This window comes from Paraburkholderia sp. RL17-347-BIC-D (genome assembly GCF_046027915.1).
Lineage (GTDB): Bacteria > Pseudomonadota > Gammaproteobacteria > Burkholderiales > Burkholderiaceae > Paraburkholderia.
Genome location: NZ_JARESS010000013.1, coordinates 181,410 through 204,891 on the forward strand (window position 1 = coordinate 181,410; position 23,482 = coordinate 204,891).

The following is a 23,482-nucleotide window of genomic DNA, read 5'->3' on the forward strand; positions in this document are numbered from 1 at the left end:
TTGAGGCATCCCCATGACGCAGCGCACAGAAAATCTGCTCGGCGTGCTCGCCCTGCTGGTCACGGACGAAATGAACGCGCAACCCACCGTTGACGCGCTCGCCGGCCCTACTGCCCGCGCCATGCTCAACGCGGTCGGCCAATATCCCGATTCATCGATTGAAGTGCTGCGCGAGGCGGTCGATCTGTCGCATCCGGCCGCCGTGCGCGCCGTGGCGGGACTGGTCGAAGCGGGCCTCGTCGAGAAAAAATCAGGCGCGGACAAACGCGCTGTCGCGCTTGCGTTGACCGCGGCCGGCAAGCGTGAGGCCAAACGCCTGCAAACGGCGCGCGACAGGATGCTGCAACGCATTGTCGGCCGCCTCGAAGACAGCGAGCGCGAAGTGCTCGAAAGCCTGCTGATCAAGATCTTGTGGAACGAGACCCGCGACCCCGCGCACGCGATGCAACTGTGCCGCCTGTGTGACGACGGTCCGTGCCTGAAAGCCGGCTGTCCGGTCGAATGCGGCGAACAGGGGCTGCCCATGCCCGCGCGGAGCGGCACATGAAATCCGCCGCGCCGGTGCGTTGGCCGGCAATCGCGGCATTGACCGCGGTGTCGGCGCTCTCGCAGGTCGGCCAGTTCGGCATCGGCTTCATGGTGCTGCCGGTGTGGCTCGCCCATCGCGGCCTGGATGCGCCACGCGCCGGCCTCTTCTCCGCCTCGCAATGGACCGGCATGCTGGCCGGCTTGCTGATCGCGCCGTGGCTGATGGCGCGCATCGGCGCGAAACGTACCGTGTCGCTGGGTCTGGTGGCGACGCTCGTGGCGTTCGCCACGATGAGCGCGCTGTCGTGGCCGCTGTGGCTCGTGCCCGGTCTGTTGACGGGGCTCGGCATCGGTTTGCGCTGGATTGCCAACGAAACCTGGCTGTACAGTCTGGTCCCCGCTAAATCGAGCGGACGTGTGGTGGGCGTGCACGAAGCACTGATCGCCACGGCGGGCGTCATCGGACCGGCGCTCGCAGTGTGGTGCGATGTCGATGGACGCATCACGTTCGCGGCCGGTGCGGCCTTCACGTTCGCCGCTGCGCTGCCGCTTTGGCTAACCGCATCGGACGAGAAACGGCCTGCTTTGCAAGAAGCACGGCCTGCGCGAAGAGAAAGCACTCAACGGCGCATGCCCATCGGCCCGCTGGTGAGCCTCGGCATGGTGGTCATCGCAGCGGGCGGAATCGGCGACGGCGCGCTTTACGGCCTCTTCCCGCTGTTCGCCGACGCGCACGGCCTCAGCGCCACGCAAACCGCCACCCTGCTGACGCTGTTCGGCGTCGGCGGCATGGCGCTGCAATGTCCGGTCGGCTGGCTGGCCGATCGCGCAGGGCTCGCGGCCACGGTGATCGTGTGCGCCGCGCTCAGCACGCTGGCCATCTGCGGCTTCGCGCTGGCCGTGCCCGCATCGTGGCTCGCGGGCGCGAGCGCGCTCTTGCTCGGCGGCATGAACAGTTCGTTCATCACACTCGGCATGTACGCGACGGCTTGCAGCGACAAGGCCGCGCTCACACGGAACATGCGGCTGTTGTCGCTTACCTTCACCGCGAGTTCGATCGTGGGGCCGCTCGCCGCGGGTTTCGCGATGAACGCGCACGGCAGCGATATGCTGATGTGGCAACTCGCGCTGATGAGCGGCGCGTTGGTGGTCTACACGCTCGGCTTGCGCGAAGGCCGGCGCCAGCCCAAACGTTCTTCGTCGATGGGCTGAGCTGGTTTCTTTGCATCGATTGGCAGGAAGGTTGGACGCGTCTAAGCCTCGCGTCCAGCAACCTTGCGTTGGCGCCACAGACACAGCAGATCGCACGCAATATGCGCGGCGGCAATCGCCGTGATTTCGCTCTGGTCGTATGCGGGCGCGACTTCGACGACGTCCGCGCCCACCAGATTCAACGCGCCGAGCGCGCGCACGATCGCCAATCCCTGCGCCGACGACAAACCGCCCGCCACCGGTGTACCCGTGCCCGGTGCGAACGCCGGATCGAGACAGTCGATATCGAAAGTCAAATATGCGGGACGTGCCCCCACAATCGACACGATGCGCTCCGCTGCCGCTCGTGTGCCAAGCTCATGGACCCAGGCGGCATCGAGAATATTGATGCCCATGAAATCGTCGTTCCATGTGCGAATGCCGATCTGCACCGAGGTCTTCGGATCGATCAGGCCATCCTTCACCGCCTTGTAGAACATCGAGCCGTGGTTCAGGCTGTCGGGACTGTCGTCGGCCCAGGTGTCGCAATGGGCGTCGAAATGAATCAGCGAGAGCGGCTTGCCATACTTCTCCGCGTGCGCGATCAACAGCGGATAGGTGATGTAGTGATCGCCGCCGAGCGTCAGCATCTTCGCGTCCGAGCGCAGGATCGTACGCGCATGCTCGGCGATGGATTCCTTGATCGTGAGCGGATTGTGCGCGTCGAACCAGCAATCGCCATAGTCGGTCACGGCGAGGTCGTCGAACGGATTGAAACCCCACGGATACGGATGCAACTCCGACAACTGCACGCTGGCCGCGCGCACCGCCGCGGGCCCGAGACGCGCGCCCGCGCGAAACGTAGTGGCCAGATCGAGCGGCACGCCGGAGACGACGACGTCGACGCCGTCGAGTTCACGCGTGTACTTGCGGCGCATGAACGACAGCACGCCCGCATAAGTGTTTTCGATCGACGAGCCATAAAGCGACGCACGGCGGATCGCGCCGTCGCCGTAGACGAGTTCAGTCATGGATGACCTGATACCTATAGACAGTCCGGCGCGGCGCGCGAAGCTTCGAAGGCACGCGCAACGCCGGCTTCGGATTCATTGGGAACGCGACGGCGCGCATCACACGCGCCGCCGCGCTGGCTTCGCGAATCCTTTAGCGCAGCCGCACCAGCGTGGACTTCAGCTCGGTGTATTTCTCCAAAGCATGCAGCGACTTGTCCCGGCCGTTGCCCGATTGCCTATAGCCGCCGAACGGGAAGTTCATGTCGCCGCCTTCGTCGTAGCAATTGACCCACACGGTACCGGCGCGGAGTTGGCGTGACACTTCGTGCGCCGTGGTCAGGTTCGAAGTCCAGACCGCGGCGGCCAGACCATACTCGCTGTCGTTAGCGATCCTGATCGCCTCTTCGACCGTGTCGAACGTGATCACCGACAACACCGGCCCGAAGATTTCCTCTCGCGCGACCTTCGCGCCGGAAGCCGGAATTTCGAAGATGGTCGGCTCGATATAGAAGCCGCCCGTTTCCTCTTTCACGCGCGCACCGCCGAGCAACAGTTTGGCTTCGGCGCGGCCTGCCTCGATATAGCCGAGCACACGTTCGAGCTGAACCTTGTCGACGATCGCGCCCATCGACGTTTTCGGGTCGAGCGGATTGCCCGGCGTATAGCTGCGCGCCGCGGCGACCAGCTTGTCGAGGAACGCGTCCTTGATGTCGCGATGCACGAGCAGGCGCGAACCCGCGGTACACATTTCACCCATGTTGTAGAAGATCGCACCCGCCGCCGCATTCGCCGCGCGATCCATATCCGGGCAATCCGGCATCACGATGTTCGGCGACTTGCCGCCGAGTTCGAGCCACACGCGTTTCAGGTTCGATTGTCCCGCGTACTGCATGATCAGCTTGCCGACGTTGGTCGAGCCGGTAAAGGCGAGACAGTCCACGTCCTGATGCAGCGCCAGCAGCTTGCCCGGCTCGCCCGCGCCCGGCACGACGTTGAACACGCCGGCGGGAATGCCTGCGTCCAGTGCGAGTTGCGCGAGTCGGATCGCGGTGAGCGGCGACTTCTCCGACGGCTTGAGCACTACGCTATTGCCCGCCGCCAGCGCCGGACCGAATTTCCACGACGCCATCAGAATCGGGAAGTTCCACGGAACGACCGCAGCCACCACGCCGATCGGCTCGCGCGTGACGAGTCCGACCAGATGATGATCGGCCGGCGCGACTTCGCCGCCAACCTTGTCGATCGCTTCAGCGAACCATTCGACGCAATACGCCGCGCCCGGCACGTCCACGCTGGTGGTATCGGCGATCGGCTTGCCGGCGTCGAGCGTTTCGAGCAGCGCGAGTTCGTCCATGTGCTCGCGAATCGACGCGGCCCAGCGCAGCAGCACGGCCTTGCGTTGACGCGGATTGAGGCCCGCCCACACGCCAGAGTCGAACGCGCGGCGTGCGGCGGCCACGGCGGCGTCGACCTCGGCCGCGCCGCTGTCGGCGACCTTGGCGAGCAGTTTGCCGTCGATCGGGCTCAGGCAGTCGAACGTGCGGCCGCCTTCGGCATCACGGTATTCGCCGTCGATAAACGCGCGGCCTTCGATAGATAGCGTAGCGGCCTTGTCTTGCCAGAAAGCGAGAGATTTCTTGTCCATCAGGATGCCTCAATGTTATGCGCTCGACGCGAACCTGCATCGACTTCATGCGGCACCGAACTACGGCACTGAGTCGAGTCGAGGCGCGTTGGCGCGGAGTCTTCAGAAGGTGGGCGGCGAATTGGCCGACACGATCTCGCAGAGATGCTCCGCGCTGGGATTGCGAAAACGGTGCGGAAGACGGCTTTCGAAGTAGTAGCTGTCGCCGGGGTCGAGCAGCCACGTGGTGCCGTCCACTGTCAGTTCGATCTGACCGCTGACCACCACCCCGCCCTCGTGCCCTTCGTGCTCCAGCATTTCCGGCCCCGTGTCCGACAACGGCTGATAGACCTCGCGCAGAATGCCCATATTGCGGTCTTTCACGCTCGAACCCGCGAGATAGAACTCGATCGACTCATTGCCGAGGTTCGGCATGTCGGCACGGCGCGACACCACCGAACGCTCCGCTTCCACTTCGAAGGTGAAGAATTCGGCGAGACTCATGGGTATGCATTCGAGCAGTTTCTTCAACGAGCCGACCGAGGGGCTCACGCGATTCTGTTCGATCAGCGAGATCGTGCCATTTGTCACTCCCGCCCGTTTCGCCAGTTCACGCTGGGACAAGCCGTTCTTCTTGCGGATGTATTGCAGACGGGTCGCTACTTCTATGGACATCGCTAGGTTCTCTGACATTGAAGACAATCGGGGCGCTAAGTGATCAGATGAATGGACCACATGACTTGGGCAACGAGAGGTGCCCGCGAGTGTTGAATATTCTAATCACTTTGATTGTTGCGCCGCTGGGGAAAACCCTGAAAGGTTTCCGAAATATGAATGACGCAACGAACGTTCCCACTGGGCGGGATTCTAGCCGCGCCCTCGGGAAAGCCCTGATAAATGTTTTATCAAAAAGGGTTTGACGGCTTTATTGGCTCGTATATGCTGGTTCCCAGGCGATCGTCATGCCGATGTCACGGGGCACCCAAGTGTGCTTCGCGGCGCAGCGAATTCAATTCGCTTAGGTTCAAGGCGATCAACCCAGCGTCCTGTTTCTTTAAACGCCCCGTGCGGATTTCGAGCAGGCCGTTCAATACTTTCAACGTCGCCAGTCGAGTGTAATCGTGAGAGTCCGAGGCCCTTTGGTGAGATGGAATCGTAGTCAGGCGAGTTGTCCTCGCGCTGACGGCGCCATCGCCGACGGCAGCAGCGGCAGCCTTGCGTTCCGCCGCTTCCTGTCCGTCTTCACGATCCTGTCCCGCCGTTCAGTTCGACGCCACAACTCTATCTCCGCGCGCGCCTTCATTGCCGTGCGCACGGACGAAGTCGCCTCGCTGCTGCCGTAGCGCCTCCCCCTTTTCGCCGTTCGATTCATCCGTTTGCGTGAGCGCGCTCTTTCGAGCCGTGCGTTCCTGCATGTGCGGTGCCGTCTGCCGCCTGCGCGTTTCACGCCCATCGGAAAAGTTGCGCACCGCAGCGGATCGAATCGAACAGCCCATCTGACTATCACGCGCGGCGCGTTTCAGTTGACGACGACCGCCTGCACTACCCGGTGGCCTTGCGCACGGCGCACGGCTGCTGAATCGTGCCGCGCTGTGTTTAACGTTGTTCATGCCGCGTCCCGCGGGGAACACACACGTCTATTCGTTATGCGAAACAAACCCCTGGTCGGCATCAGCGCCGACAGAACGATGATGGGAGTCCACCCGTCGCACGTGGTCGGCGAGAAATACATCGCCGCGATTGTGGACGGTTCACAGGCGCTGGCCATGTTGCTGCCGGCGCTCGGCGAGCGTCAGCCCGCCGAAGACGTGCTGGCGACAGTCGACGGGCTGCTGTTTACCGGCAGCTATTCGAACGTCGAGCCGCACCGCTACGGCGGCCATCCCAGCGCGCCGGGCACGCTGCACGACGCCGCACGCGATGCGACGACGCTGCCGCTGATGCGCGCGGCGATCGCCGCCGGCGTGCCGGTGCTGGCCGTCTGCCGGGGCTTCCAGGAAATGAACGTGGTTTTCGGTGGGACGTTGCATCAAAGCGTTCACGCGGTGGAGGGTCTGAACGACCATCGCGAGAACAAGGAAGACGACCTCGACGTGCAATACGCACCGTCGCATTCGATCACGCTGACGCAGGGCGGCTTGTTGCAGCGCCTCGCGGGCGGCACGAATGAAGCGCGTGTGAATTCCTTGCACGGCCAGGGCGTCGAGCGGTTGGGCGTGGGCCTCACGGCCGAAGCCACCGCGCCGGACGGCTTGATCGAAGCGGTGAGCGTGACCGATGCGCGTGCCTTCGCGCTGGGTGTGCAGTGGCACCCGGAGTGGAAGCATGCCAACGACGCACTATCTACCGCGATCTTTCGGGCGTTCGGCGACGCCTGCCGCGATCGAATGCGCACCAAGGCCGGCTATGGCGCGGCATCCGCCGCTGCCACGCATGCCTGAGCCGGTCGCGCACCAAAACTGAGAGAATAGACATGCATGACATCGACGATTTTCTGAAGAAGAACCGTGTCACCGAAATCGAAGCGATCATTCCGGATATGGCCGGGATCGCGCGCGGCAAGATCATTCCGCGCAGCAAATTCGAATCCGGCGAGTCCATGCGCTTGCCGCAGGCGGTGATGATCCAGACCGTCACAGGAGACTATCCGGAAGACGGCACGCTCACCGGCGTGACTGATCCGGACATGGTGTGCGTGCCCGACGCCAGCACCATCCGCATGATTCCGTGGGCCGTCGATCCGACCGCTCAGGTGATTCACGATTGCGTTCACTTCGACGGCACGCCCGTCGCGATCTCGCCGCGCCGCGTACTGCGCCGCGTGCTCGAACTCTATAAAGCCAAAGGCTGGAAGCCGGTCATCGCGCCCGAGCTCGAGTTCTATCTGGTCGATATGAACAAGGACCCGGACCTGCCGCTGCAACCGCCTATCGGCCGTACCGGTCGCCCGGAAACCGGGCGTCAGGCGTACTCGATCGAAGCCGTCAACGAATTCGATCCGCTCTTCGAAGACATCTACGAGTACTGCGAGGTGCAGGAACTGGAAGTCGACACGCTGATTCACGAAGTCGGCGCCGCGCAGATGGAAATCAACTTCATGCACGGCGATCCGCTCAAGCTCGCCGACAGCGTGTTCCTCTTCAAGCGCACGGTGCGGGAAGCCGCGCTGCGCCACAAGATGTACGCGACCTTCATGGCCAAGCCGATGGAAGGCGAACCGGGCTCGGCCATGCACATGCATCAAAGCCTCGTCGACGAAGAAACCGGCCACAACCTCTTCACCGGCCCGGATGGCAAACCGACGTCGCTGTTCACGGGCTATATCGCTGGCTTGCAGAAGTACACGCCTGCGTTGATGCCGATCTTCGCGCCGTATATCAACTCGTATCGTCGTCTGTCGCGCTTCATGGCCGCGCCGATCAACGTGGCATGGGGTTACGACAACCGCACGGTAGGTTTCCGGATTCCGCATTCGGGGCCGGCTGCGCGCCGCATCGAAAACCGTATTCCAGGCGTGGACTGCAACCCATATCTGGCGATTGCCGCGACGCTCGCCGCGGGCTATCTCGGCATGACGCAGAAGCTTGAAGCCACCGAGCCGCTGCTCAGCGACGGTTACGAATTGCCCTACCAGTTGCCGCGCAATCTCGAAGAGGGTTTGACGCTGATGGGCGCGTGCGGGCCGATCGCCGAAGTGCTGGGCGAAAAGTTCGTCAAAGCCTACCTCGCTCTGAAGGAAACCGAATATGAAGCGTTCTTCCGCGTGATCAGTTCGTGGGAACGCCGGCATTTGCTGCTGCACGTGTAAGGCAAACGCAAAAAAATTGGAGGCAGTATGAGCTACAGAACAGAAGAAGTTGCTTACGTGCAACCGGCCCAGCCGGCCGCAAGCGCACAGGCAGCACAAGCCGCACAACAACAACGCAGCACCGCCGAATACCGCGCGCTCGACGCCGCGCACCACATCCATCCGTTCTCGGATATGGGCTCGCTCAATCGCAGCGGCAGCCGCGTGATCGTCAAGGCGCAAGGCGTGTATCTGTGGGACTCGGAAGGCAACAAGGTGATCGACGGCATGGCCGGCCTGTGGTGCGTGAACGTCGGTTATGGCCGCAAGGAACTGGCCGACGCCGCGTACAAGCAGATGCAGGAACTGCCCTACTACAACACCTTCTTCAAGACGACACACCCGCCTGTAATCGAACTGTCGGCGTTGCTCGCGGAGTTGGCGCCCGAACCGTTCAATCACTTCTTCTACTGCAACAGCGGTTCGGAAGGCAACGATACGGTGCTGCGCATCGTCCATCAATACTGGGCGACGCAGGGCAAGCACTCGAAGAAGTTCGTGATCTCGCGCAAGAACGGCTATCACGGTTCGACGATCGCGGGCGGCACGCTCGGCGGCATGGGCTACATGCATGAACAGATGCCTTCGAAAGTCGAGAACATCGTGCATATCGACCAGCCCTATTTCTTCGGCGAAGCAGAAGGCAACCTGACGCCGGAAGAGTTCGCGCTGGCCCGTGCGCAGCAACTGGAAGCGAAGATTCTCGAAATCGGCGCGGACAACGTCGCCGCGTTCATCGGTGAGCCTTTCCAGGGAGCCGGCGGCGTGATCTTTCCGGCTTCGACGTATTGGCCGGAAATCCAGCGCATCTGCCGCAAGTACGACATTCTGCTGGTCGCTGACGAAGTGATCGGCGGTTTCGGCCGCACCGGCGAATGGTTCGCGCATCAGCACTTCGGTTTCGAGCCGGATCTGATCACGCTGGCGAAGGGCCTGACGAGCGGCTATGTGCCGATGGGCGCGGTCGGCCTGCATGACCGCGTCGCCAAGGCGATTATCGAAAACGGCGACTTCAATCACGGTCTCACGTATTCGGGTCACCCGGTCGCGGCCGCCGTCGCGCTCGCCAACCTCAAGCTGCTGCGCGACGAGAAGATCGTCGAACGCGTCAAGAACGACACCGGCCCGTACTTCCAGAAGCAACTGCGCGAGACCTTCGCCAATCACCCAATCATCGGCGAAATCTCCGGTGCGGGGCTGGTGGCCGGTCTGCAACTCGCAGAGGATCCAAAGGCGCGCAAGCGCTTCGCCAATGGCGGCGACGTCGGCACAATCTGCCGCGACTTCTGCTTCAACGGCAACCTCATCATGCGCGCCACTGGCGACCGCATGCTGCTGTCACCGCCGCTCGTGATCAACAAGCTGGAAATCGACGAAATCGTCTCGAAGGCCAAAAAAGCCATCGATGCGACAGCACAACAACTCGGCATTTCGTAACGGCAGTCCGTTCCGGCATGAGCACACCCACAAATCACGCTCATGCCGGTTCTTCACATCAAGGGAAAAAACCATGAGCGTTAGTCATCTTCGTCATGCGGTCGCGGGGGCCGCGCTTCTCGCCTTCACGGGTTTTGCGGCGCTGTCGGTTACGCCGGCCCTTGCGGCCGACACGGAACTGAATGTGTATAACTGGTCGGACTACATCGCGAAGGATACGATTCCGAACTTCGAAAAGCAGGACGGCATCAAGGTCAAATACGACAACTACGATAGCGACGACACCTTGCAGGCCAAGCTGCTCGCCGGCAGCTCGGGCTACGACATCGTGGTGCCGACCTCGAACTACATGGCCAAGCAGATTCAGGCCGGCGTGTACCAGAAGCTCGACAAATCGAAGTTGCCGAACCTCGCGAATCTCGACCCCGTGCTGATGAAGATGATTGCCGACGCGGACCCGGGCAACCAGTACGGCGTGCCTTGGGCATACGGTACGGACGGCATCGGTTACAACGTGCAGGCCGTGCAGAAAGCGCTCGGCGCCAATGCACCGGTTGATAGCTGGGCACTGGTTTTCGATCCGGCCAATCTCTCCAAGCTGAAAGGCTGCGGCGTTTCGATCCTCGATCAGGCCGTCGACGTGTTCGCCGCCACGCTGCAATACATGCACAAGGATCCGAACAGCACGAACCCCGCCGACTATCAGGCCGCGTTCGAAGTGCTGAAAAAGATCCGCCCGTATATCACCCAATTCAATTCGTCCGGCTACATCAACGACCTCGCCAATAACGACGTGTGCGTCGCGCTGGGCTGGTCGGGCGACGTCGGCATTGCCAGCCGCCGCACCGAAGAAGCCAAGCGCTCGTACCAGATCAAGTTCTCGAATGTGAAGGAAGGCGGCCTGCTGTGGTTCGACGTGATGGTGATCCCGAAAGACGCGCCGCATCCTGAAGCCGCGTTGAAGTGGATCAACTACATCTCGGACCCGAAGGTCAACGCCGCGATCACCAACGAAGTGTTCTACCCGACCGCGAACAAGGCCGCACGTCAGTTCGTGACGCCGGCTGTCGCACAGGACAAGACCGTTTATCCGGGCGATGAAGTGTTGAGCAAGATGACGCTCATGAAGCCGATGCCGACCGACATTCTGCGCCTTGAAAACCGTCTTTGGGCGCAGCTTAAAACCGGCCATTAATCCAGTCATTCAAATCGATTATTGATCCCGCGCTCAGGGATCGCTCGAACCCTGAGCGCATGAATAGCAGTAACGGTAGTCAGCCTGCGCGCTTTCTTTAAAGTCCCATCCGCGCGCAGTCCCATGTTTTCCGATCGCAGCGCACGTTGCGAGACGCTTCCCGCGCCTCGTATGGAGACACTTGCGCCCGCGATCCGCAAGGAACGGTTACATCATGAACTCGACGACCTCAAAAAGCGCAGCCGGCGCCACCCAGATGGCCCGCCCCGCAGTGACGACAAAATCGAAATCGGACGAATTCGTTCGCATTGAAAATGTCGTGAAGAAATTCGGCGACAGCACCGCTGTCGACAACGTCAACCTGAGCATCGCCAAGAACGAGTTGTTCGCGCTGCTCGGCAGTTCCGGCTGCGGCAAGTCCACGCTCCTGCGCATGCTCGCGGGGCTCGAGACGGTGACCTCCGGGCGCATTTTCGTCGACGGCGAAGATCTCGCTGCGATGCCGCCGTACAAGCGGCCGGTCAACATGATGTTCCAGTCGTACGCGCTCTTCCCGCACATGAGCGTGGAAGCGAACATCGCCTTCGGCCTGAAGCAGGAAGGCACGCCGAAGAACGAGATCAAGGAACGCGTCGCCGATGCGCTCAATCTCGTGCAGATGAGCAAATACGCGCAGCGTAAGCCGCACCAACTGTCAGGCGGCCAGCAGCAGCGTGTGGCGCTCGCGCGTTCGCTCGTCAAGCGCCCCAAGCTCTTACTGCTCGACGAGCCGATGTCGGCACTCGATAAAAAGATTCGCCAGAAGACCCAGCTCGAACTCGTGAACATCATCGAGAAGGTCGACGTGACCTGCGTGATGGTCACGCACGATCAGGAAGAAGCGATGACGATGGCCGGGCGCCTCGCGGTGATGAGCGAAGGCCGCATCGTGCAGATCGGCTCGCCGAGCCAGGTCTATGAGTTTCCGAATAGCCGCTTCTCCGCCGAATTCATTGGCTCGACCAACCTGTTCGAAGGCACGGTGGTCGCGGACGAACCGGATCACATTTTCGTCGAAAGCGAAGACCTCGAATCGCAGATCTACGTGAGCCACGGCATTACCGGGCCGCTCGGTATGCCGGTGGGCATCTCGGTGCGTCCGGAGCGCATCAAGGTATCGCTCGACAAACCGTCGACGCCGCACAACTGGGCGCGCGGCGTGGTTTCCGATGTCGCGTACATGGGCAGCTATTCGCTGTATCACGTGCGCCTGCCAAGCGGCAAGACCGTCGTGTCGAATCTCTCCAGCTCGCACCTGATGGCCGAAGGTGCGCCCTCCTATAACGACGACGTGTTCGTCTACTGGTCGCCGGCTAGCGGCGTGGTGCTGACGCAATGAGCAATCCCACTACCTCCTCTCCCGCGGCGCTCGGCGCGCCGTCCGGCAGCCGCCTGTTCGGCTCGCTGAAAAAACGCCTGTCGATGCTGGTGCCGTCGGGCCGCACGACCGTGATCGGCGTGCCGTTCCTCTGGCTCACCGTGTTCTTCGCGTTGCCGTTCGTGCTGGTGCTGAAGATCAGTTTCGCCGATCTGCGTCTTGGCATTCCGCCGTACACGGATCTCGTGACGATCAAGGACGGCATGGTGCATTTCGCCATGCAGCTCAGCCACTACGCGTTCCTGCTGCAGGACGACCTGTACGTCGCCACGTATCTCAGCTCGCTAAAGATGGCCGCGGTCTCGACCTTCTTCTGTCTGCTGATCGGCTATCCGATTGCGTACTACATCGCGCGCTCGGAGCCGACCAAACGCAACCTGTTGATGATGGGTGTGATGCTGCCGTTCTGGACGTCCTTCCTGATTCGCGTCTACGCGTGGATCGGCATCCTGAAGGACGACGGCCTGCTCAATCACACGCTGATGGCGATCGGCATGATTCATTCGCCGTTGCGCCTCTACCACACGGATATTGGCGTCTATATCGGCATGGTCTATTCGTACCTGCCCTTCATGGTGATGCCGCTGTATGCGCACCTCGTGAAGATGGACCTGACGCTGCTCGAAGCCGCTTACGACCTCGGTTGCAAACCGTGGACCGCGTTCACGCGCATCACGTTGCCGCTCTCCAAGAACGGCATTATCGCCGGCAGTCTGCTGGTGTTCATTCCGGCGGTCGGCGAATACGTGATTCCGGAACTGCTCGGCGGCGCCGACACGCTGATGATCGGCCGCGTGATGTGGGATGAATTCTTCAACGATATGGACTGGCCGATGGCATCCGCCGTCACCGTCGCGATGGTGCTACTGCTGCTCGTGCCGATGGCCGTGTTCCAGTACTACCAGGTCAAGGAACTGGAGGGCGCGAAATGATCAAGCCTAATAAGACGCTTTCCAATAGCGTGCTGACGTTCGGATTTCTGTTTCTCTACATTCCGATCATCAGCCTGGTGGTGTATTCGTTCAACGAGTCGAAGCTCGTCACGGTGTGGTCCGGCTTCTCGCTCAAATGGTATGGCGCGCTGTTGCAAGACGGCGAATTGCTGAACGCCGCATGGCTCTCGTTGAAGATCGGTCTGTTGACCGCGTGCGCCTCGGTTGTGATCGGTACGTGGGCCGGTTTCGTGCTGGCGCGCTTCGGACGCTTTCGCGGCTTCACGCTGTTCGCCGGCATGATCAACGCGCCGCTCGTGATTCCTGAAGTGATTCAAGGCATCTCGCTGCTGCTGCTGTTCGTCGCGCTCGAACAGATGCTCGGCTGGCCGAAGGGGCGCGGGCTCTTCACGATCTGGATCGGCCACGTGATGCTGTGCGTGTCGTATGTGGCGATCATCGTGCAATCGCGTGTGAAGGAGCTCAACAAGTCGCTCGAAGAAGCCGCGCTCGATCTCGGCGCCACGCCCTTCAAAGTGTTCTTCCTGATCACCCTGCCGCTGATCTCGCAGGCGCTGATGTCGGGGTGGCTGCTGTCGTTCACGCTGTCTTTCGACGACCTCGTGCTCTCCGCGTTCCTCTCCGGTCCCGGCTCGACCACGCTGCCGCTCGTGGTGTTCTCGCGTGTGCGTCTCGGCCTGAATCCGGAAATGAATGCGCTCGCCACGATCTTCATCACCACGGTGACGATCGGCGTGATTGCCGTGAACCGCTGGATGCAGTTGCGCGAACGCAAGCGCAACCGCGACATGCAAATGGCTTTCGCACTCGCCGAAGCCGCCGACCCCTTGCCCGCGGCACCACAACAAGCCGCCGTACGAAAGTCGCTCGATACGGCACGCGCATAAGAAGTCCTTTCGCAATACGACCAATAAGGAGAATTTGAATGAGAAAGAAGCTTATCTGTCTGTTGGTGGCGGGGAGTCTGCCTGGCATAGCCATGGCGGACGCCACCAGCGACCAGATCAAGGCGCTCCAGGCGCAACTGAATGCACTGCAAAAGGAGGTGAAACAGTTGCGCGCCGAAGTCGCCACCAAGCCGAAGGCAGCCACCGCGGCGACGGCGGCGACTGCGGCCCCCGCCCCGGCGGTGGTGGCCGCGCCGGTGGATGTCTCGTCGCCTGATTACGGCAAGGCTCAGGCGACGCTGACCAACGACGACGTGACGGCGATGAAGCAACAGATCGCCAATCAGCAGTTGAAGGTCGATTCGCTCGAAGACGCAGCGCAGACCGGACCGATCGCCGGTTTGTCGGTGACGGGCTATATCGATCCGACCTACCTCTATAACCGTGCGCAGAGCAGCTCGTCGTTCCTGTTCGCGAACCACGAAAGCAGCTACAACTACTTCAACAGCACGTTCGGCGATCTGTACCTCGACATCAAGAAGACCTTCGGCGTCGGCCCGATGGCACCGTCGGCCGAGATCACCTTGATGCCGAACCGCGGCAACGGCATTACGCTGCTGCAGAACTCGCACGGCGATATCGGCAACAACATTCTGAATACGGCCGTGGTCAATGTGCCGTTGACGGCGACCACGACACTCGTGGCCGGTCTGATCCCGAGTTTCGGCGGCTATGAAGTGCAGCAGTCAAATCAGATGCTCACGCTCACGCACAACCTGCTGTACGACTTCTCGGATCCGGGCAGCTATGTCGGGATCGGCGCGAACTACACCGCCGGCAACTGGGCGTGGAAGTTCTTCCTCGGCAACGAACAGTACCGCACGTTCGGCGCAGTCACGCAGACGGGCACCAACGCACTGGGCGATCCGATCACGACCAGCAACAAGATCCCGACCTTCACCGCACGTACCGACTACACGTGGTCGAGCGCACTGGATATCGGCGGCTCGTTCAACATCGGCCGTCAGACCTTGCCTAGCTCGATCGACGCGAACGGCGCGGTCAGCTACGGCGTAGGCGGCCAGTCGCCGAGCTCGGGCGGCACGTTCTTCTTCACCGAAGCCGACCTGACCTACACGCTCGCCGACGTGCAGTACAACGCCGAACTCGACTACGGTCAACAGCAGAACGCCGCGTACAACGGCGGCCAGGCACAGTGGTATGGCCTGTCGCTGCTCGCGCACCGCAAGTTCAATCTGCCGGTGGTGGGCCGTATGGGCGCGACCGTGCGTTATGACCTGCTGGTCGACAGCAAGAACGGCGGCGGCGGCGGTGGCATCGCGCTGAACGGCAACGGCATGGACACGGCGAACGGCTTCGGTATCGGCGCGGACTGTCTCGCCAATTCGCAGGCGAACGGTGGCCTCGGTTTCGAATGCAAGGGCGCGACCCGCCAGGACGTTTCGCTCGACCTGCTGTTCTATCCGACCCAGCAGATCACGGTCAAGGTGGAATACCGCCACGACTGGGCCAACAAGCAGGTGTTCCTGAAGAACGACGGTTCGTATGGCAAGTCCAACGACCTGCTCGCGACCCAGTTCATCTACTCGTTCTAATCCGACTTGCCGGCGCGTGGCCTTGCTGTCGAAAAAGGCCACGCGCACAGGCTCTTTCCGCATGCTCTGCCTATGCTCCGATTCTCGAACCAGCCTCACGTCGCCTCGTACTACGCCGCGACCGCCAACGACACCACCCGCCATCCCGCGCTCGACGAAACGATTACCGTCGACGTTTGCGTGATCGGCGCTGGACTGACCGGCATTTCCGCGGCGCTCAATCTTGCCGAACGCGGCCATTCGGTCGCGATGCTCGAAGCATCGAAAGTCGGATGGGCGGCGAGCGGCCGCAACGGCGGCCAGTTGATCGGCGGCTTTGCGTGCGACATCGACACGTTCGCGAAGTACATGCCCGCGGACGACGTGAAGCGTGTTTGGGACATGGGGATCGAAACCCTCGACATCGTCAAGGAACGCGTCGCCAGGCATCAGATCGACTGCGATCTGACTATCGGCTATCTGACCGCGGCGAATAAACCGCGCGATACCGACGCGCTGCAAAAATGGCGTGACGAAGCGCAACAGCGCTTTGGCTACGACCGCTTCAGTTACGTCGACGCCGACAGCGTGGGCAACTATGTGCAGTCACAGCGCTATCTGGGCGGCCTGTTCGACGCGGACAGTGGCCATCTGCATCCGTTGAATTACACGCTGGGTCTGGCGCGCGCGGCGCGCGAGGCCGGCGTGCGGATTTTCGAAGACAGTTGCGTCACGTCCTTGCGTGAAGAAAACGGCCGGCATGTCGCCGAAACCGCGCGCGGCCAGGTGCGGGCGCGCTTCGTCGTGCTCGCCTGCAACACGTACCTCGGACAGCTCGCACCGGACGTGGCGAACAAGATCATGCCGGTCGGCACCTACGTGATCGCCACCGAACCGCTCGATCCCGATCGCGCCGAAGCGCTGATGCCCGCCAAAGCCGCCGTGTGCGACAGCCGCTTCGTGCTCGACTACTTCCGCCCCGCGGCCGATAACCGCTTGCTGTGGGGCGGCAAGGTGAGTTATTCGAAACTCGCGCCGCGCAATCTCGGCGAAGCGATGCGCCGCGACATGCTGAAAACGTTCCCGCAACTCGACGATGTCAAAATCGACTATGCGTGGGGCGGTTTCGTCGATATCACCATGAACCGCGCGCCGCATTTCGGCCGGCTCTCGCCGACCGTGTATTTCGCGCAAGGCTTCTCGGGGCACGGCGTGAATACCACCGGTCTCGCGGGTAAGCTGATCGCCGAGGCGATCGACGGCCAGGCGTCGCGCTTCGATCTGTTCGGCAAGATTCGTCACCGCGACTTCCCCGGCGGCGCTACACTGCGCACCCCTGCCCTCGTACTCGCGATGGCCTGGTATCGAATGAAGGACCTGCTTTGATGAACGCTCCGACTCCCGGCCTCAACACACTTAACGCGCTTAACACGCTCGACCGCCGTGCCGATGCGCTGATCGCCAACTCCTACTACGAAGCGAGCGCCGCCCGTCCGCTCGCCGACGACCCCACGCTCGACGGCTCGCTGGAAGCCGACGTGTGCGTGATCGGCGCGGGCTTCTCCGGTTTGTCGGTGGCGCTGGAGTGCCGGGCGCGCGGTTTGTCGGTGGTCGTGCTCGATGCGCATCGTCCCGGCTGGGGCGCGTCGGGCCGCAACGGCGGGCAGACGCTGGTGGGTTTCGCGAAAGACGAGATCATGGAGCGCCAGCTCGGTCTCGACGGCGCGCGCGCCGCGTGGGCGATGTCGGTGGAAGGCGTGGCGCTGGTGCGCGAGCGCATCGAACGCTACAGCATCGACTGCGATTTCACGTCCGGCTATCTGACGGTTGCCACCAAACCGAAACGCGTGCCCGATTTGCGTTCGTGGATGGAAGCGGCTTCGCAACGCTGGGGCTATACGAAACTCTCGTGGCTCGATACCGATGAGGTCCGTTCACGCGTCGCTTCGAAGCGCTACCTGGCCGGGGTCTACGATCCGTTTTCCGGCCATCTGCATCCGCTCAAATACTGCCTCGGTCTCGCGGAGGCGGCACGCCGCGAGGGCGCGCAACTGTTCGCGCATTCGCCGGTGATCGAGGTCGTGCGCGGTACTCGGCCTGTCGTACGGACTGCTCGCGGTGAAGTGCGCTGCCGTTTTGTCGCGGCGTGCGGCAACGCCACGATCGGTGACGTGCTGCCCGCGCCGGTGGCCGCGCGCATCGCGCCGATCGCGTCGTATATCGTTGCAACCGAACCGCTCGGCAAAGAGCGCGCGGATGCGCTGATCAAAGGGCGCGAGGCGATTTGCGACAACAACTTCTTCCTCGACTATTTCCGTTTGTCGGCCGACCATCGCGTGCTGTTCGGCGGGCGGGCGAGTTCGACCGGCGCTTCACCCGTGCAGCTTGGCGAAGAGATTCGGCAGCGCATGATCGGCGTGTTCCCGCAACTCGGCGATGTGAGAATCGACTATGCATGGGGTGGCTTTGTCGACGTGACGCGTAATCGCGCGCCCGATTTCGGGTCGATCGATCCGAATTACTTCTATGTGCAAGGGTTCTCGGGGCATGGCGTCGCGTTGACCGGTATTGCCGGGCGCGTGGTTGCCAAAGCGATGGCGGGTGAGACGGCAGCCTTCGATCTGTTCGCGCAGTTGCGGCACGCGCGCTTTCCGGGCGGGCCGGCGTTGCGGGGGCCGGCGCTAGAACTCGGGATGATGTATCACCGGATTCTGGAGTTGTTTTAGGCCTCGTCGCATGGTGGGGGCGGTCCGCCGCCCCAAGTAAACGGCTGCTACGCAACCGTGTCGATGTTAGTCCCCGTGTGGTCGAAGCGGAACGGTGCAGAACCGTTTTGCGCCGACGAGTCGGATGCGGACGCCTTGAGCACCGCCTGACTATTCGCCGCTTGAGTCGCGTCTCCGGCCGCAGCACCGGATTCCACAGCACCCGACTGTTTGGAGGTGGCTTCAGCTGCGGCAACCGTTCGAAGCATCTCCGCATGGGCCGTAGCCGCCGACGCCGAGGAAGCGCCCGTATTCGTGATCTGCGTGATGTCCCGCTGCAAGGCAGTAATCTGGCTGGTGAGCATCATGACGCGCGCATGATTCTCCGGCGACTGCCCCGCCGTTTTCCACGCCTCTTGCAGTTGTTTGCTGAGCGCTTCCATCTGCTTCTTCAGGCTTTCGACGTCGGGCGTGCTATCAGCGCTGTCCTTTTTCGGGTCCCACGGGTAAGGAACGGGGGTATCGGTGGTCGCTGAAGTAGAGCTGACTCGCATGGAAACCTCGTTTATAACCTCGAACGCGCATCAAGGCCCGCTCAGAATATGCGGCGGGTATTATTGGGTAGAAAGCCGGCCGTCAGATTACCAGAAAACCGCTGTTTTCAAGTATTTACCCTCCGATCTCGCCGGAATCACGCGCTCTGCTATCGTGCCGTTTGCGCTGCTGAAGCTGAAAGATCCGAACGGCATAATCAAGTCACAAAAGCCAACCGCTTTACTATTGTTGATCCTCAACAGCATACTGTTACATCTATGTGTATTCCGCTTTTGAGGAGGCGCCGATGACCATTCAACTCACTCGCCAATTCGCATCAAAATTCGCCAACCTCGCGCTCGCCCATCTCACGCGCGAATACCCGAACAAGCTGACGCATTCGCTCGCCGGACCGCAAGACGTGCAGGGTCCGCGTGCGCTGCATCCGATTTTTTACGGCAGCTACGACTGGCATTCGTGCGTGCACGGCTACTGGTTGATTCTGCATCTACTCGAGCGCTTTCCCGATTTGCCTGAAGCGGCCCGCATCGTCGCGGTGGTCGACGAGCATTTCACTGCGGCAAACGTGGCCGGAGAACTTGCGTATCTCGATCTGCCGCACAACCGCGGTTTCGAGCGTCCGTATGGCTGGGCCTGGCTGCTCGCGCTCAGCGCGCAACTCAATTCGCTGAAGCTCTCGGAAGCCGCGCGCTGGTCGAAGACCTTTGCGCCGCTCACCAAGGCGTTTGTCGAACGTTTCGAGGAATTCCTGCCGAAAGCGACCTACCCGCTGCGCGTGGGCACGCACTTCAACATGGCCTTCGCGTTGGCGCTGACGCTGGATTTTGCACGGCAAACGTCGCGTGATTCGCTGGAAGCGCTGGTCGTGAATACCGCGGAACGCTGGTTTGTGAACGACGTCGCGTGTCAGGCATGGGAACCTGCCGGTGACGAATTCCTCTCGCCTTCACTCATGGAAGCCGAGTTGATGCGCCGCATCTTGCCGCCCGCGCAATTCGTCGACTGGTTCGGCCGCTTTCTGCCGGATCTCGGCGTGAAAAAGCCCGCCACGCTGTTCGAACCCGTTACCGTGACGGATCGTACCGACGGCAAGATCGCTCACCTCGACGGCCTCAATCTCAGCCGCGCATGGTGCCAGCGTTCGCTGGCGCGCGCACTGCCCGCAGGCGATATCCGCCGGACGGTATTGTTCGATGCAGCCGAGCGGCATCTGCAAACCGCGCTGCCCCACGTGGCCGGTGACTATATGGGTGAGCACTGGCTGGGCACATTCGCCACGCTTGCATTGGAAGCCTGAATAAAGGCCTGATTCACGGCTTAGAATCGAACTCAACTCAGCGGCATGGTCCGCTGAAAATACGAAAGCGGCGCCGCACACGCGAAACGGTTTCTCCCACCAACCGATTCGCGCGGCGAGCGCCGCTTTTCCATGATTGCGTCGATCCAGAGCCGCTTCCTGCGGCTCAGCCGGCGACCGCGCCGGCTTCCAGGATTTACTGCCCCGTCAGCTTTTTAGGCTTCGGTGGCGCCTGGACCTTGTTGTACTGGAACTCGGGCGTCGCCTTCAGTGCGTCCTTGGTGGCGCCGGCCAGATAGAAATTCCCCTCGCGGATGTCCAGCGCCGCGATGGGCACCGCCACGTCGTGCGACGCTACGCCCAGGAAACCGCCAGCTGAGACGATGGCTGCGGACAGCGAGCCGTCCGGTGCGATCACCAGATCGCGGACCGTGCCGATTTTCGCGTTCTGGTCGTTGTATACCGATTTGCCGAGAATGCTCTTCTTCACACTCCAGCCGCTCAGCAGTGCATTCGACTGCTCGACCGTGACGCTCAGCGGTTGCGTGCCGGCGACTTGCGCCTGTGCACCGAGGCTGGTTGCAGCTACTGCGACGACAACAACAAGTTTGCCCAATGTCATATCGTTCACTCCACTCTTAGTAGACTTGACCGGCGCATGGCGTGCGCCGAAAGGAATCGCTGCACCACGATCATACAGACTGCGCGGCACGGCTGCATCCAGCATGCAGGAAGGCCGCACGCGGGCACCGCATCGAGCCTGCACGGCAACGCTCGGGGATGGCGTCACGGCCCGCGGCGCATGGCGGTAAAATCGCGCAAGGCGATCACGCCGGTTTTAGAGGTGGCAGTTTGACTGAGCTTGAACAGGGTTTCATTTTGACCCGACATTGGCGGGACACGCCCGCCGGCACGGAGGTCGATTTCTGGCTGGCAACGGACAGCGGGCCCCGGCACGTCCGCCTGCGCCCTCAACCTTCGGTGGCGTTCATTCCCGCCGAACATCGCGAGCGCGCCGAGACGATCCTGCGCCGCGAAGCGCCGCTCGATCTACGAACGCTCGATCTGTGCGACTTTCAGCATCGACCGGTCATGGGACTTTACTGCCCGCAGCACCGGCAATTGACGGGCTTCGAGAAACGCCTGAAACAAGGCGGCGTCGACGTCTACGAAGCCGATATCTTTCCGCCCGAGCGCTACATGATGGAGCGCTTCATCACGGCGCCGGTGTGGTTCAGCGGCGACAGCGACACACAGAGCACTGGACACCGCGGCCCGCTCCTGAACAGCGAACTCAAGCCGGTCACTGGCTATCGTCCGCCCTTGAAGCTGGTGTCGCTCGATATCGAAACCAGCGCTCACGCCGAGTTGTATTCCATCGCGCTGGAAGGTTGCGGGCAGCGCCAGGTGTATATGCTCGGACCGCCCAACGGCGACGCGAGCTCGCTCGACTTCGACCTCGAATACTGTGAAACCCGCGCACAGTTGCTGGAAAAACTGAACGTGTGGCTGGAGCGGCATGACCCCGATGCGATCATCGGCTGGAATCTGGTGCAGTTCGATCTGCGTGTGCTGCAGCAGCATGCCGAACAATATCGCGTACCGCTGCGGCTCGGCCGTGGCGGTGCGGTGATGGAATGGCGCGAGCACGGACTCAAGCAGAACCACTTCTTCGCCGGCGCCGCCGGACGGTTGATCATCGACGGCATCGAAGCGCTGCGCTCCGCAACGTGGAGTTTCCCTTCGTTCAGTCTCGAACATGTCTCGCGCACGGTGCTAGGCGAAGGCAAGGCGATCGACAATCCGTATCAGCGCATGGACGAAATCCAGCGCCGCTTCGACGAGGACAAGCCCGCGCTCGCGCGCTACAACCTCAAGGACTGCGAGCTGGTCACGCGCATCTTCGCCAAAACGGAGTTGCTGCCGTTCCTGCTGGAACGTGCGAGCGTCACCGGTTTGCCAGCGGATCGCAGCGGCGGATCGGTGGCGGCGTTCACGCATCTGTACATGCCGCGCATGCATCGGCAAGGCTATGTCGCGCCCAACCTCGGCGATGTGGCCGGTGCCGCGAGTCCTGGTGGCTTCGTCATGGACTCGCGCCCCGGTCTCTACGATTCGGTGCTCGTGCTTGACTATAAGAGCCTGTATCCGTCCATCATTCGCACCTTTCTCATCGATCCGGTCGGCCTCGTCGAAGGCATGCTGAATCCCGCCGACGATCAGTCGGTGCCGGGCTTTCTCGGTGCGCGCTTCTCACGCACGCGCCATTGTTTGCCGTCGATCGTCGGGCAAGTCTGGCAAGGCCGCGAAACGGCCAAACGCGAGAACAACAAGCCGCTTTCGCAGGCATTGAAGATCATCATGAACGCCTTTTACGGCGTATTGGGATCGACCGGTTGCCGCTTTTTCGATCCACGCCTCGCGTCGTCGATTACCATGCGCGGCCACGAAATCATGCATGCCACGCGCGAACTGATTCAGGGCGAAGGCTACGAGGTCATTTACGGCGACACGGATTCGACCTTCGTGTGGCTGAAGCATGCGCACAGCGAGGAAGATGCGAGCCGTATCGGCCGCGCGCTAGTCGACCATATCAACGCGTGGTGGCGGCAGAATCTGCGGGAGCGGTTCGGGCTCGAAAGCGCGCTCGAACTGCAATTCGAGCGCCACTATCGGCGCTTCTTCATGCCGACGATTCGCGGCGCCGAGGAAGGCAGCAAGAAACGCTACGCGGGTCTCACCGTTTTGCCGGACGGCAGCGAGGACATCGTCTACAAAGGACTCGAAACGGTACGCACGGACTGGACGCCGCTTGCGCAGCAGTTTCAGCAGGAACTGTACCGGCGCATCTTCACGCAGCAACCGTATCAGGACTACGTGCGCGATTATGTGCGCGACACGCTCGAAGGCAAGCTCGACGATCAGCTCGTGTATCGCAAGCGCCTGCGCCGGCCGCTCGAAGAATACGAGCGCAACGTGCCGCCGCATGTGCGCGCGGCGCGTGTGGCGGACGAATTCAATCGGCGGCAAGGGCGCCCGTTGCAATACCAGAACGGCGGCTGGATCAGCTATGTGATGACGGTTGCCGGACCCGAGCCGCTGGAAACGCTGCGCTCGGCAATCGATTACGAGCACTATCTGACGCGGCAATTGCAGCCCGTCGCCGACGCTATTCTGCCGCTGCTGCGCGACGACTTCACGACCTTGATGTCAGGCCAGAAGCAGTTGTTCTGAGGCG

The 23,482-nt window shown here is 61.9% G+C and carries 21 protein-coding genes; 16 read left to right on the forward strand and 5 right to left on the reverse strand.

Annotation, left to right across the window (positions count from 1 at the left end; all coding sequences use genetic code 11):
* The first annotated feature begins 13 nt into the window (after positions 1–13).
* Positions 14–547 (forward strand): MarR family winged helix-turn-helix transcriptional regulator, encoded by a 534-nt coding sequence (locus P0D96_RS19900; RefSeq protein ID WP_408314950.1) that lies wholly within the window; start codon positions 14–16, stop codon positions 545–547.
* Complete coding sequence (locus P0D96_RS19905) at positions 544–1,740, forward strand: MFS transporter (RefSeq protein WP_408314952.1); 1,197 nt, start codon at positions 544–546, stop codon at positions 1,738–1,740. Before P0D96_RS19900 ends, P0D96_RS19905 begins: the two co-directional genes overlap by 4 nt.
* Positions 1,741–1,781: 41 nt before the next feature.
* Here P0D96_RS19905 and speB read toward each other — a convergent pair whose 3' ends face one another.
* From speB to P0D96_RS19920, 3 genes are all read right to left on the reverse strand, one after another.
* Positions 1,782–2,750: an agmatinase gene (gene speB / locus P0D96_RS19910; RefSeq protein WP_408314953.1), complete on the reverse strand. Its 969-nt coding sequence runs from the start codon at positions 2,748–2,750 to the stop codon at positions 1,782–1,784.
* Positions 2,751–2,883: 133 nt separating this feature from the next.
* A complete protein-coding gene (locus P0D96_RS19915; protein ID WP_408314955.1) occupies positions 2,884–4,377 on the reverse strand; it encodes an aldehyde dehydrogenase in 1,494 nt (497 codons plus the stop codon).
* Positions 4,378–4,479: 102 nt separating this feature from the next.
* Positions 4,480–5,031 carry a cupin domain-containing protein gene (locus P0D96_RS19920; protein WP_132377566.1) on the reverse strand — a complete coding sequence of 184 codons (552 nt, stop codon included), beginning with the start codon at positions 5,029–5,031 and terminating at the stop codon, positions 4,480–4,482.
* A gap of 446 nt (positions 5,032–5,477) precedes the next feature.
* Between P0D96_RS19920 and P0D96_RS19925 the strand changes: the two genes are divergently transcribed.
* The 11 genes from P0D96_RS19925 (at position 5,478) to P0D96_RS19975 (ending at position 18,413) form a co-directional block, all read left to right on the forward strand.
* Positions 5,478–5,699, forward strand: a complete 222-nt coding sequence (locus P0D96_RS19925) for a hypothetical protein (RefSeq protein WP_370577238.1) — start codon at positions 5,478–5,480, stop codon at positions 5,697–5,699.
* A gap of 303 nt (positions 5,700–6,002) precedes the next feature.
* Positions 6,003–6,797: a gamma-glutamyl-gamma-aminobutyrate hydrolase family protein gene (locus P0D96_RS19930; protein WP_408285339.1), complete on the forward strand. Its 795-nt coding sequence runs from the start codon at positions 6,003–6,005 to the stop codon at positions 6,795–6,797.
* A gap of 32 nt (positions 6,798–6,829) precedes the next feature.
* Positions 6,830–8,164 carry a glutamine synthetase family protein gene (locus tag P0D96_RS19935; protein ID WP_408314957.1) on the forward strand — a complete coding sequence of 445 codons (1,335 nt, stop codon included), beginning with the start codon at positions 6,830–6,832 and terminating at the stop codon, positions 8,162–8,164.
* 27 nt (positions 8,165–8,191) lie between these two features.
* Positions 8,192–9,640, forward strand: coding sequence for an aspartate aminotransferase family protein (locus P0D96_RS19940; protein WP_408314959.1), 1,449 nt, complete (start codon positions 8,192–8,194; stop codon positions 9,638–9,640).
* 73 nt (positions 9,641–9,713) lie between these two features.
* Positions 9,714–10,835, forward strand: coding sequence for a polyamine ABC transporter substrate-binding protein (locus P0D96_RS19945; protein WP_132377569.1), 1,122 nt, complete (start codon positions 9,714–9,716; stop codon positions 10,833–10,835).
* A gap of 214 nt (positions 10,836–11,049) precedes the next feature.
* Positions 11,050–12,213 carry an ABC transporter ATP-binding protein gene (locus P0D96_RS19950; RefSeq protein ID WP_408314961.1) on the forward strand — a complete coding sequence of 388 codons (1,164 nt, stop codon included), beginning with the start codon at positions 11,050–11,052 and terminating at the stop codon, positions 12,211–12,213.
* Positions 12,210–13,184, forward strand: coding sequence for an ABC transporter permease subunit (locus P0D96_RS19955; protein WP_408314963.1), 975 nt, complete (start codon positions 12,210–12,212; stop codon positions 13,182–13,184). The genes P0D96_RS19950 and P0D96_RS19955 overlap by 4 nt, the downstream gene beginning before the upstream one ends.
* Positions 13,181–14,092, forward strand: coding sequence for an ABC transporter permease subunit (locus tag P0D96_RS19960; RefSeq protein ID WP_408178201.1), 912 nt, complete (start codon positions 13,181–13,183; stop codon positions 14,090–14,092). Before P0D96_RS19955 ends, P0D96_RS19960 begins: the two co-directional genes overlap by 4 nt.
* 38 nt (positions 14,093–14,130) lie before the next feature.
* The gene (locus P0D96_RS19965; protein ID WP_408314965.1) at positions 14,131–15,708 is read left to right on the forward strand and encodes a DUF3138 family protein; all 1,578 of its coding nucleotides are present in this window, start codon (positions 14,131–14,133) and stop codon (positions 15,706–15,708) included.
* 72 nt (positions 15,709–15,780) lie between these two features.
* Positions 15,781–17,073, forward strand: a complete 1,293-nt coding sequence (locus tag P0D96_RS19970; protein ID WP_408314967.1) for an NAD(P)/FAD-dependent oxidoreductase — start codon at positions 15,781–15,783, stop codon at positions 17,071–17,073.
* On the forward strand, positions 17,073–18,413 hold the full coding sequence (locus P0D96_RS19975; protein WP_408178204.1) for an NAD(P)/FAD-dependent oxidoreductase: 1,341 nt from the start codon (positions 17,073–17,075) through the stop codon (positions 18,411–18,413). The genes P0D96_RS19970 and P0D96_RS19975 overlap by 1 nt, the downstream gene beginning before the upstream one ends.
* Before the next feature lie 47 nt (positions 18,414–18,460).
* Here P0D96_RS19975 and P0D96_RS19980 read toward each other — a convergent pair whose 3' ends face one another.
* Entirely contained in the window at positions 18,461–18,946 is a 486-nt protein-coding gene (locus tag P0D96_RS19980) for a FlxA-like family protein (protein WP_408314968.1), read from the reverse strand.
* Between P0D96_RS19980 and P0D96_RS19985 the strand changes: the two genes are divergently transcribed.
* A complete protein-coding gene (locus P0D96_RS19985; RefSeq protein ID WP_132377577.1) occupies positions 18,945–19,223 on the forward strand; it encodes a 5-oxoproline transporter, DUF979 family subunit in 279 nt (92 codons plus the stop codon). The genes P0D96_RS19980 and P0D96_RS19985 overlap by 2 nt on opposite strands.
* 10 nt (positions 19,224–19,233) lie before the next feature.
* Positions 19,234–20,244, forward strand: coding sequence for a DUF2891 domain-containing protein (locus P0D96_RS19990; RefSeq protein ID WP_132377578.1), 1,011 nt, complete (start codon positions 19,234–19,236; stop codon positions 20,242–20,244).
* A 196-nt stretch (positions 20,245–20,440) separates the two neighbouring features.
* Here P0D96_RS19990 and P0D96_RS19995 read toward each other — a convergent pair whose 3' ends face one another.
* Positions 20,441–20,866, reverse strand: a complete 426-nt coding sequence (locus P0D96_RS19995; protein ID WP_012426540.1) for a PRC-barrel domain-containing protein — start codon at positions 20,864–20,866, stop codon at positions 20,441–20,443.
* Positions 20,867–21,096: 230 nt separating this feature from the next.
* Between P0D96_RS19995 and P0D96_RS20000 the strand changes: the two genes are divergently transcribed.
* A complete protein-coding gene (locus P0D96_RS20000) occupies positions 21,097–23,478 on the forward strand; it encodes a DNA polymerase II (protein WP_408285362.1) in 2,382 nt (793 codons plus the stop codon).
* The last annotated feature ends 4 nt before the right edge of the window (positions 23,479–23,482 follow it).